The 11,452-nt window shown below is 56.9% G+C and carries 9 protein-coding genes; 6 read left to right on the top strand and 3 right to left on the bottom strand.

Features of this window, described 5'->3' with window-relative positions:
* Window positions 1-397: 397 nt before the first annotated feature.
* The 3 genes from AA0535_RS04570 to AA0535_RS04560 all read right to left on the bottom strand — a co-directional run bounded on the left by AA0535_RS04570 (window position 398) and on the right by AA0535_RS04560 (window position 3,699).
* Window positions 398-1,066: a DUF421 domain-containing protein gene (locus AA0535_RS04570; protein WP_264814700.1), complete on the bottom strand. Its 669-nt coding sequence runs from the start codon at window positions 1,064-1,066 to the stop codon at window positions 398-400.
* A gap of 754 nt (window positions 1,067-1,820) precedes the next feature.
* A complete protein-coding gene (locus AA0535_RS04565) occupies window positions 1,821-2,696 on the bottom strand; it encodes a DUF2961 domain-containing protein (protein ID WP_264814699.1) in 876 nt (291 codons plus the stop codon).
* Window positions 2,697-2,799: 103 nt separating this feature from the next.
* A complete protein-coding gene (locus AA0535_RS04560; protein WP_264814698.1) occupies window positions 2,800-3,699 on the bottom strand; it encodes a hypothetical protein in 900 nt (299 codons plus the stop codon).
* Between the two features lie 176 nt (window positions 3,700-3,875).
* On the opposite strand from AA0535_RS04560, the gene AA0535_RS04555 reads away from it, so the two are divergent.
* From AA0535_RS04555 to AA0535_RS04530, 6 genes are all read left to right on the top strand, one after another.
* Window positions 3,876-4,769, top strand: coding sequence for an ImuA family protein (locus AA0535_RS04555; protein ID WP_264814697.1), 894 nt, complete (start codon window positions 3,876-3,878; stop codon window positions 4,767-4,769).
* Window positions 4,660-6,189, top strand: a complete 1,530-nt coding sequence (locus tag AA0535_RS04550) for a DNA polymerase Y family protein (RefSeq protein ID WP_264814696.1) — start codon at window positions 4,660-4,662, stop codon at window positions 6,187-6,189. The genes AA0535_RS04555 and AA0535_RS04550 overlap by 110 nt, the downstream gene beginning before the upstream one ends.
* A complete protein-coding gene (locus tag AA0535_RS04545) occupies window positions 6,189-6,452 on the top strand; it encodes a hypothetical protein (RefSeq protein ID WP_264814695.1) in 264 nt (87 codons plus the stop codon). The genes AA0535_RS04550 and AA0535_RS04545 overlap by 1 nt, the downstream gene beginning before the upstream one ends.
* Entirely contained in the window at window positions 6,449-9,604 is a 3,156-nt protein-coding gene (locus tag AA0535_RS04540) for an error-prone DNA polymerase (RefSeq protein WP_264814694.1), read from the top strand. Before AA0535_RS04545 ends, AA0535_RS04540 begins: the two co-directional genes overlap by 4 nt.
* A gap of 95 nt (window positions 9,605-9,699) precedes the next feature.
* Window positions 9,700-10,044: a TfoX/Sxy family protein gene (locus AA0535_RS04535; RefSeq protein ID WP_264814693.1), complete on the top strand. Its 345-nt coding sequence runs from the start codon at window positions 9,700-9,702 to the stop codon at window positions 10,042-10,044.
* A gap of 366 nt (window positions 10,045-10,410) precedes the next feature.
* On the top strand, window positions 10,411-11,343 hold the full coding sequence (locus tag AA0535_RS04530; RefSeq protein ID WP_264814692.1) for a LysR family transcriptional regulator: 933 nt from the start codon (window positions 10,411-10,413) through the stop codon (window positions 11,341-11,343).
* Window positions 11,344-11,452: the final 109 nt, after the last annotated feature.

Raw genomic sequence — 11,452 nt, 5'->3', positions numbered from 1 at the left:
GGTTCAAATCCTGCCCCCGCAACCATATCCCCACACATACATAGACCCAGCAGCGCTCAGCACAGGCGCCCAAGCGCACGTACGTCAGGTCGCGTGAACGCTCAGAACAGGCAGAGCGTCCAATAGATACGGCCAGAGCAGGCATGCACCCGCATAGCGGCGGCGCAAACCTCTTTCGGGGGGATCGTGCTGGCATCACAAGCCCGGCAAACATAACAACCATCTCTTGAAAAAGAAGAATAAGCGATACGCTGCCTTCCAACTACCCGCGCCTCTACTCGTTGACCAAACTCCGGTCGACCATTTCAGGAATGGTCTCCGTGAAAAAACAACTGTGGGTATCACAGTCCAATCTGTTGGGGACCTTGATTTATGCCTCCGGTCACAACGTCATAGCTTATTTCCTGCTCCCATGTGTTCTACCATCCGTCGTTACGACGAGAAGGTGATCCCCCACCCATTCCGCCAAGAAGATCTGCTGGAGATCGCTCAAGCCCAGCCCGGCTAATGTGTCCATCAGCCATTTTTCTGAACGTTGCAGTATCTCAAGCTCTTTATCGAAAATCTCTCCACGGTGGATCACGAAACGAGCAGGTTGCTTGGCTTCCTCCTTCATGATGACGCTCACATGGCCCGTTGTCTCGATCTGCGCAAAATCGATATTGTCGAAGCTGAAGATATTCTGCATGCGCAGCGCCGTTGCCACGTCTTTCAGATCGATGCGACTGGCGTTTTCGTTGAAATTATCGATCAGGAAAACACCGTCTCGGATGAGGGTTATCGGTTCACCAATTGTCCGCTTTCTGAGATCGGGGATTTTGCGCGATAAGTAATTGAACAGCGCCATGAAGAGAATACACAGAATCAGCAAGGCGATGTAATGCAGGATTGGAAGCTTGTCGTTGTACAGAATGCCCCCGACGACGCCGCCTAATATGAAATTGCCTACCAGATCAACGGCAGACATCATGGCAATCTGGTTGCGCCCCGTCAGATTGAGATAGGTGATGATCAGGGAGAAGCCTATAAGTAGCTTCAGGATGACCCAAAGATAAACGGTAATCACGGACGGCAGATCCTCGCCAGATTGGCCTGCCAGACAGGCATGGATGATGACAACTGGGAGTTGTTGGCATGATCGCGCCAAGGACAACGCCGTATGCCCATAGAGAGTCCTTAGAAAACGATTTTCCCAATGGTCAGTTCAGTGAAAATTCCGGGAACGACCGAGAACAGAGCACGGTCTGACTGGAGCACTGGATATGAACGGTTCGGCAGAAGGGGCAGACAGCAGGGAATGCGCCAGAAATCTGGCGGCGTTTCATATGGCGCGTGGCGTGATGCATATTAGTGCCGGGGATGGTGATGCCACTTCATGCAGATTGTTATTCCAAAGTTGCGTTTTGGTTGATCATCACTGCGGCAGGGCATGCGTTTCTTCAGGACTGTGACTGGCGATACTGTCATCCATCCAGTGCGTAGACTTACGCTTCGCGCCGCTTTTGTGAGTTCGCCAGCGGCGTCTGTTTTACACCTGCCACCAAGTGAAGTTTATGTGTGACTTAGATTGGGCCTAGGTAATGTCTGTTTGTTGGCTCGTCGGGAGCGTGTGGGTTCAAGTTCTGGTCGTAGTGACGGGGCGAGGAAGGGTTTTGTAGGAGGTCGCCTCCCTGGTAAGCTTAAGCTGATAGCCATGAGCAATGCATCGATCTCTCATGCGCCATGATCATCGTTACCATGGGGGCCTGTCTTGCCCGGGATCCTGCCCATCGGGGGAACCAGAACAGGCGCGTGCGCTTCCATTGTCGGATGAGTCTTCGTTAATGCGTAGGGGCAGAACGGTAATAATAGGCTGTCCAGGCAATACCGGCGGGAGAAACGGGAATTTCCGGTCCGCCCCTGTCTCCGCATTGCCAGGTCACTCGCAGGTGATGGTCGAAGTGGATGGAATCATCATGATGCCACCGCCATGCTGAAACCTGATCATCGGCGGCGCCGGGGCCGCTCACACCGGCATAGCGGTTGTAGAAAACGCCGAAACTGTCGCTGGCATAAGGAGCGTCCTGAAAATTGAAGGACGATCCAAAATAGTCTTCTGTGCCGGACGATTCATATTGAGGGTTGTCAGTTCCGTCGATGTAATAGCGAAAATTACCTTCCACGCAGTTTTCATTACTGTTGGGGCGATCATTATGGCGATCCATGAAAAACTGCAGACCCGCCAGTCGTCCTGGTCCATCGACATCCAACAGGGTGATCTCCTGATAGGGGTGGACCATGATCTGCCCCTCATACTGATCGCCGCCACTGACCGAATGCAGTTCCTCAGTCGGAACTGACGTGTGTAGCGTCTCGCCCTGCATCCAGCCCCATAATGTGAGGGGATGTCGCCCTCCGTTATGAAAGAAGCCACGCAGGGCATGACGGTAGGGCATGCGCATCGTCACGGTGCATCCCAGACGACCGACAGAACTCGAGCATGATACAAAGCGCGAGTGGAAACGTGTCGCGCCGTAAGTGCCTGTGAGCCCCATAGGAAGAACGATGCTGGGCGTGTGATCCTCATCGACGAGAAAATAGAAACCGGATCGGTCAACATCCGGGCCTTCGCCCGCCAGGGCAATATTGATGACCTGAACTGCCCCGGCTTCCTTGTCCCGTACCGCCAGAGGAAGATCTTTGCCAGGGGCGAGCACGATACGCTCCCAGTGCGATGACCAGACCGTTTGAGCTCTCCCGCTTTGAACCCAGCAAAGCGCAGATAGCGTCAGGACCAAAGCTGCGCGCAGGCGTATCATGTCAGAGGAACATACGATCGAAGTGACTCAGCATGAAAATACTGGGAAAGCTGTCGATTATATCCGGCTGATGGAGGTATTCCCACGTATAGATCCAGACCGGGCTGTAATCCACATGGTCTCTGATCGCCATGAAATGCGAATAGAGGCAGGATTCCGGCATAAAATAACTGGTGATAAATCGCGTATCGAAAAGCTTGTACCCTTTGTGAAAATACAGCCAGTAGTGAAAAATCTGATGTTCAAAATCTTCTTTGCGAATGGTTTCGAACCACGCCACGAGTGAGCCATACTGGTCACTCATGAAGTCGAAGAATTCGTTCAGATCGTTTCTTTCGTAGTAGGGCACATCGAAGAACCAGCTATACAGATAATCGCCGTCATTCAGTTTGAGCTCTTCTATATTCGCATCACTGAAATGTCTGAGGCACGCAGCGGTGATATGTGTGGCTTCATGATGACGGAAGCTCGACCCGACCAGTAGTTTCTTCCGGTAATTTTCCTGCATGGCGTCGAACACACCATCCATATCCCTGATGGCCGCCGTGTCTCCATCGATGCCGCCGATGCGTTCATAACCCTGATCGCAGGCCCATTTCAGCAAGGCGAATTTCTTGACGTTGATGATGCAGCCTTCGGCATTACGGTTATATCGATCCAGAAGTGTCTCTGATTGCAGAACCCTGCTGATATAGCCGGAGATATCGACCAGTCTTATTGTCGAATTGACAGACATGGTAGGTATCAGCCTGGCATAGCGGCGATATTCCTGCTCGTTCGATGTGCCAATCACGATATCGAAGCTGAAGCTCCTTGTCCGAGCCGCTACAGAATTAATGAACGATATCAGCCAGTTGGCCTTTGGAAGATTGGATGGAATGACGAAGCAGTCGCGTTTCATTACTATCATCTCGCGCTAATTTTTTTTCCATATAGGCGAAATTCGTGTTTGCCAAAACATGTAGTGTTTCGTTTGTAAAAACGTGATCTGTGCGCCCGGGGATCGTCGCAGCTTATTGTGGAATCGTTGTTCTCTTTTTGTTCTTGTGATATCGCTGCCGTGAAAGGAGTTCTTTTATGGCGGATATGGCTATGCTGCGTGACAGCATCATGCAGATTGAACGGCGCTATCAGCATGATTTTGCAGCGCTTTATCTGCAAACAGGCATGATTGCTGTCGATGACGCGCTCAAGGGCGGTCTGCGTCGCGGCGCTGTGCATGAATTCATGGGGGAGGGACATGACAGGGTTCTTTGTGCCCGCCCTACACGATTGATTGCGCAAATTCTCGCCCGCACGACGGGTCCCGTCATATGGATCATGCCGGTTGAGGACAAGGAAGCTCCCCACTCCGAAAGCATTGCGGGCTTTCACAAACCAGCCGGCCGAATGGCCGCTCATGAAAATGCCCCACATGGTCTTGCTTCAGTGGAAAGCAGCAGGGATCGTGTCGGCTCAGCCGCACTGACTTTGGCGGGGATAAGCGCCGCAGGATTGGATCCGCAACGTCTGCTCTGTGTCGAGGTCGACCCCTCCCGGCTTGTCGGCACGATGGAGGATATCCTGCGCACGAGAAATGTGACGGCGGTCGTGGCCGATCTGACCGAACCTCTTTCTCTCACCGCATCGCGTCGTCTTCATCTGGCGGCAGAAAAAACATCTGTGACCGGGTTTGTCGTACATCGTCACAGGCATCCTCTCCTGCCCAATTCATGCTGGACGCGTTGGCAGGTCGGCGCGGCTTGTTCTGCCCCATGCCGTGTAGGCGGCCGTGACGTTCTGTCCTTTTCCGGGGGGATGTCTCTTTCCCTGCTGCGGCGTCGCGGGGGCGACCCCTTGTTCTGGAGGGTCGATACGGACCATGACGCGTCGACTGCTTTCCCTGTGGCTGCCGCATTGGCGCACGACACTCTGGCTCAAGGCGCATCCCGAAGCCGATGCGGCACACCCGCTGGTCTTATATGGTCGTGAGAAGCATAGCCGTAAAATCGTGGCGGTCAACCAAGCTGCGCGGCAGTATGGCGTGCAGCACGGGCAGTTTCTGGCTATGGCGCGCAGCCTTGTGCCCGACCTGGCTGCCTATCCGGTTACGCCTGAAGCCGATGCACAGGCTTTGCAGAAACTGGCGGCATGGTGCCGGTGTTTTTCTCCCCTTGTGGCCACCGATCCGCCGGATGGTCTGTGGATCGATGTTACGGGCTGTGCCCATCTCTTCGGGGGTGAAAGCGCCATGCTTGAAAGTGTGAAGACCCGACTGGCTGCTCAGGGGCATGGTGTGCGTGCAGCTTTGGCCGATACGGCAGGTGCAGCTCATGCCTTGGCGCGTTTCGGCTTGTGCGATCTGACCGTCGTACCGTCTGGCGGTACGGATATGGCTCTTGACCCGTTGCCTGTCGCCGCACTTCGGCTGGACGAGGAGGACGAGTCTGCACTGACTATGCTGGGTATCGTGCGTGTGTCTGAACTGCGTGCCGTGCCCCGTGCCGGACTGACACGTCGTTTTGGCCGGACGGTCCTGCGTCGGCTCGATCAGGCGCTGGGTCAGCAGAAAGAGGCTCTGTGCTTCGAACAGCCCGAAACGGTTCTGAGCGTCAAACGCCATCTGGTTGAACCGATCGGCACGGCAGAAAGCATTGCGCAGGTCATATCGGTGCTCTGCGCGGATATGGCTGCCTTGCTGCAGAAAAAAGGGCTGGGTGCGCGCAGGGTCGATCTGTTGTGCCATCGCGTGGATGATTTGATCCAGGCTGTGCGTGTGGGTACGGCAGAGCCTGTCGACGATGCAGGGCGTCTGTCCCGGTTATTGCAGGAGAAAATAGAGACGATCGATCCGGGCTTCGGCATCGAAGCCATGAACCTCCAGGTGGATCACGCCCAACCGCGTCTGCCAGCCACCGAGGCATCCGTTCTTTCACCGGTCTCCGCGCTTCAGGAAAAGGAAGCGTTGGTGGTTCTGGCAGAACGTCTGCGTAACAAGCCGGGCCTGCAAGCCATCTATCATCTGGCCGCAACCGATAGTCCTTTTCCCGAAGAGGCGCAGATGAGCAGCCTGACCCCGGTTGCGTCAGGAGCAGCCTTGCCTCGTGGCGCGCGCTGGCCCCGTCCGACACGGCTTTTCGCGCCGCCTCGCGCTATTGGAGCGCCACTTCTGGGCGAAGATGAAACACCACGCGGCTTTGTCTGGCAGGGGCATATGATGCGTGTCATTGGAGCTGACGGCCCCGAACGGTTGCATGGTGCGTGGTGGCAGCACCCGGCTCAGGCCGGGGCCATACGCGATTACTGGATTGTGGAAACCGAAGCGGGGGACCGTTTCTGGCTTTTCCGCCGGGGAGATGGTCAGCATCTCTGGTCTGGTGATGGCGCCTGGTTTGTCCACGGGCTGTTCTGATGACACAGGATCTTTCCGTCCCCTCCGTCATGCGCGCCGCCGAGCCAAGGGAAATTGCCGATGCCTTGACCCATGCGCTGCGTTTTGACGGACGCCGCCGTGTGCATGATGCCGATGAGCTTATGGCAACCCTCGTGGCCGAGCGCCTGGTGGCGCATCTGGCGCGCTGTGGTTTTGTGCTCATGAAGCGTGCCGATACCGTGGCGCATGATACGAGCGGGCATCGCCATCCTCATGACGCGCCACAAGGGCAGGGGGCATGACGACCCCGCTCCACGTCACCTCCTATTATTCCTTCTTGCGTGGCGTCAGTTCGCCGCACGACCTGTTTTCCGTCGCGCATGCACAGGGGCATAAGGCTCTGGCTTTGACGGACCGTCATTCGGTGGCGGGTATGGTACGCGCGCATGATGCAGCGCGGCAAAGCGGTTTGCGGCTTCTGCCAGGGTGTCGACTCGATCTGCTCGATGGATCGACTCTTCTGGTCTATCCGGTCGACCGGGTGGGATGGGGGGCGCTCTGCCGTCTTCTGACTCTCGGGCATCGCCGGGGGGCGCGCGAGGTTTTTTCGCTTGGGTGGGATGATCTGCTTCAGGGTGCCCAGAATCTGGTTCTTGTCCTGCTACCCGATCAGCCCGATGCGCAGGCGCAGCAGCAACTTCGCCACCTGAAACGGATCAGCGCAGTCCTTGGCCAGCCTGTCTATTGCGGGCTGGCGCATCGTAGCGCACCGGGCGATCTGCTGCGTCTCCAAGCCCTGGAGGCTTTGGCAGCTTCGTTTGGCGTGGCAGCACTGGTCACGGGGGATGTGCTCTACCATGAGGCACGCTGCCATGTGTTGCAGGATGTCGTGACGGCTATCCGCGAGAACTGCACATTGGAGACATTGGGCGGACGGCGCGAAATTCACGCTGACCGCGCACTCAAAACGCCAGTTTCTCTGGCGCAGCTCTATGAAGCCTTTCCCGAAGCCCTTGGGCGTGTGGCCGAGATCGAGGCGCATTGTCGCTTCTCGATGGAGGATCTTTGTTATCAATATCCGCAGGAGACCGACCGGCCGGATGAGACCCCGCAGCAGACTCTGGCCCGGCTCGTGCGCGACGCCTTGCCACGGCGCTATCCGGCCGGAGCGAGCGAGGCGGTCAGAAAACAGATTGCCCATGAACTCGCGCTCATAGGGTCGCTCGATTACGCTCCCTATTTCCTGACTGTTCACAGCATCGTGCATCAGGCGCGTGCGCTTGAGATTGTCTGTCAGGGGCGGGGTTCGGCCGCCAATTCCGCCATTTGTTACGTGCTGGGCATCACGGCTATCGATCCGGTACGCTCTGGGCTCCTGTTCGAGCGGTTCATTTCCGCAGAGCGTCGCGAGCCGCCCGATATCGATGTCGATTTCGAAAGCGACCGGCGCGAGGAGATCATCCAGTGGATCTATCGCCGCTATGGCCGCAGCCATTCGGCGCTTTGCGCTACACTCATGCGTTATCGTCCCAAGGGCGCCCTGCGTGAAACAGGCAAGGTGCTGGGGCTGAGTGAGGATCTTCTGGGTCTGCTCTCGAAATATCTCGCCTCTTCTCTGGGAGACCCCGAGCAACTCAAGGCGCGCGCGGCAGAACTGAATCTCAATCTGTCGGACAGGCGTCTGGCCCTGACTCTACGTGTGGCTGCCGAGCTTGTGGGCATACCGCGCCAGCTCGGCACGCATCCAGGTGGTTTCGTGCTGACGCGCGACCGGCTGGATGAACTCGTGCCCATCCAGCCTGCGGCCCAGGAAGACCGCCAGATCATCGTCTGGGACAAGGACGATATCGATATTCTCAAATTCATGAAGGTCGATGTGCTGGGCCTTGGCATGCTGGGCTGTCTGCGCCGTGGTTTCGAGCTGCTGGCCCAGCATCGCATCCGTCAGCTCGACATGGCCTCGGTGCCGCCTGAAGATCCCGCCACCTACGCCATGATTCGTCGTGCCGATACGCTGGGTACGTTCCAGATCGAGAGCCGCGCCCAGATGTCCATGCTGCCGCGCCTCAAGCCGAAGACTTTCTATGATCTGATCATTCAGGTAGCCATCGTGCGCCCCGGTCCTATTCAGGGCGATATGGTGCACCCCTATCTGCGTCGCCGTGACGGTGTCGAACTACCGGATTACCCCAAGCCGGAACTCGAGCAGATTCTTGGCAAGACGCTGGGCGTGCCCCTTTTTCAGGAACAGGCCATGCAGGTGGCCATCGCCTGCGCCGGGTTCACCCCTAGTGAGGCCGATCAGCTGCGCCGCTCCATGGCGACCTTTAAATTTACCGGTGGAGTGTCGCATTTTCGGACAAAGCTGATCGAGGGGATGGTGGCCAATCATTATGACCGCGCGTTTGCCGAGCGCACCTTCCGCCAGCTTGAGGGCTTCGGGTCCTATGGCTTTCCCGAGAGCCATGCCGCCAGTTTCGCACTTGTGGCCTATGTCTCTAATTATCTGAAATGCCATCATCCCGATGTCTTTTGTACGGCCTTGCTCAATTCGCAGCCCATGGGTTTTTATGCCCCCGCCCAGGTGGTGCGCGATGCGCGCGAGCATGGAGTGACCGTGCATGCCATCGACATCAACGCCTCGCGCTGGGATTGTGTGCTCGAGCCTGACCGGGGCAGGCCGACACTGGCCGTTCGTCTGGGGTTTCGCTTTGTGAAAGGCCTCTCGAATGAGCATGCGGGGAGGCTCATTGCCAATCGCTTTCCGGCCTATGACTCGCTCGACGATGTCTGGCGCCGCGCCGATATTCCCGTTGCTGCTCTTGAGGCTCTGGCGGCTGCCGATGTCTTTCGCAGCCTCGACCTCGATCGTCGGGCTGCGCTCTGGGCCATCAAGGGGCTGGCCGATACGGTTCTGCCGCTCTTCGCTGCCGCAGATCGCAAGCTGAACCGCCCAGGCCCCGAAGTGATCGAGCCCGATTATACGCCTCGCCCCATGAGTGCAGGTCGTGAGGTGGTCGAGGATTATAACACGCTGGGTCTGACCCTGCGCCAACATCCGATGGCTTTTCTGCGCACGCAGTTTGCCGCGCGCGGTATGGTCACCTGCGCCGATCTGCGCCGGCTGCGCGATGGAAGCCGCGTAGTGGTGCCGGGGCTGGTGCTCATGCGGCAACGTCCAGGAACGGCCCATGGCGTGATGTTCATGACGCTGGAAGATGAAACCGGCACAGCCAATATCATCATCTGGAAAGATCGTGCCGAGGCCCAGCGCCGTATTGTGATTGGCGTCAACGCCGTGGCCTGTCATGGTATCCTGCAGCGTGAAGGCGAGGTCATTCATGTGGTGATGCAGCGTCTGGAGGACCTGACCCCCTTGATGCGCCGGATTGCCGTGTCTGAGGAAGAAGAAGGGGCAGTATCGCCGCGCTTGAAGGCACGCGATTTTCATTGAGATGCAACGCAGTCGTTGCTTTCTCAGGCAAAGGATCGGGATTTTTCCGCGCCCATTGCTGATCCTGAAAGACGACATTTCCGGGAGGAGGCAACATGGCGGATTACGATCCTGCGGATCTGCAAAAAATACTGATGATCCCTGAACTGACAGCACTTGATCTGTCGTTCCGGCCGATGTTCGGCGGGATCATGGGCTATGCGGGCGGCAGGGTTTTTGCCTCGCTGTCCAATATCGGTCTGGCACTCAAGATGAACGGGAAGGACCGGGAGGCACTGCTGGCGCTGCCGGGCGCGCAGGCCCTGCGCTATGAGCCGCAAGCCGCACCCAGCAAGACCTATGTCGTCATTCCCGAGGCTTTACACACCTGCCCTGCAGAGCTCCGGCTTTGGGTGGAGCGCTCGATTGCTGCTCTCCCCGACAAAAAGCCGCGGCGATAGATACGCGCCGAGAGAGGGCGTTGCACCCTGGCACCTGACGCAGGGTTTGATATTCGTTCATCAAACCTGACGGACTCGTCGCGTTGTTCAGGAAAGATGAGCAAGATTCGTCTCAAATTGCAGTCGAGTTCGTCTCATCCTTGTTTCAGAAGAGGGGCCTATGCACCCTCTGCGTTCGATGGAGCTGTCGTGCTCTGTTTGCCGCACAGAACGATGTCCCAGCTGCCCCCCCCCAATCCTGGAAAATACTGGAGTTAAAATAACGTTACCAATCGCATTATCAATGATCATCGTTGGCTATGTGCTTCAGAGCGGGATAAAATCATGTGCCGGCATCTGTGAAAAAATACTCTCTGGAGAAATGCGATGCGATATACATTACGACAGTTGGAATATTTCGTCGCAGCAGGCGAAGCCGGATCGATAAGAAGCGCATCTGACAAACTCTCTATTTCACAGCCTTCGATTTCCACTGCGATTTCTCATCTGGAGATTGAATTCGGAGTCCAGCTTTTCGTCCGGCATCATGCTCAGGGACTGTCATTGACAGGTGCCGGACAGACTCTGTTGGCAGAAGCCAAAAGAGTGATCTCCATGGCAGAAAATCTTCACGCTCTTGCGGCAGAAACTACAGGTCAGGTCAGGGGGTTACTAGGGGTCGGGGCGATGATCACCCTTGCTCCCATGATCATGCCAGAGCTCGCGTATAATTTCAGGCAGAATTTTCCTGCGTCGGAGATAAGGCAGGTTGCTGCCAATCATGAATCGCTTGGCGAAAAACTGAGCAAGGCGGAAATCGATCTCGTTATAAGCTACGATCTCCCGTTGCCGCCCGGTATCGCATTTGAGCCATTGGCCAGTCTGCCACCTCACGCACTGGTGGCCAGATCGCATCGTCTGGCCGAGATGGAAGAGGTCACTCTCGAGGAACTGGCAGCAGACCCACTCATTCTGCTCGACCTGCCCCTGAGCCGTCACTACTTCAATGAGTTGTACGAGCGTGAAGGCCTGCGCCCGAACGTTTATGCGCGTGCGGCCGAGCAGGAAATTGTGCGTACCATGGTCGCGAACGGTTATGGCTACACACTGGCTAACGTGCGTCCCCGCTCCGATCGTGCGCTGGATGGCAAGCGTCTTGTCAGGTTGCGGCTGAGGGGTGACCATCGCCCGATGGTCATCGGTATGGCCATGCGTCAGGGAGAACGCCAGTCGCGCCTTCTGGAACATTTCATTCTGCATTGCCGCGCCTCGATTTCGGATCAGACGATACCCGGCATGTGCCCGCTCGATGAGGGCTAGGGAATTCGCGAGGCGACGTGGGCCATATCGTGCAGACAGGCGCCGGGCAGACGAGCCCTGCAGGCGCGGCAAGATCGGTCTCAACGAACTCTTAGGAAAAGGCTAATCA

The sequence above is a fragment of the Asaia krungthepensis NRIC 0535 genome (assembly GCF_025995175.1).
Classification (GTDB): Bacteria; Pseudomonadota; Alphaproteobacteria; order Acetobacterales; family Acetobacteraceae; genus Asaia; species Asaia krungthepensis.
This window is presented reverse-complemented; position numbering and strand designations above follow the sequence as displayed.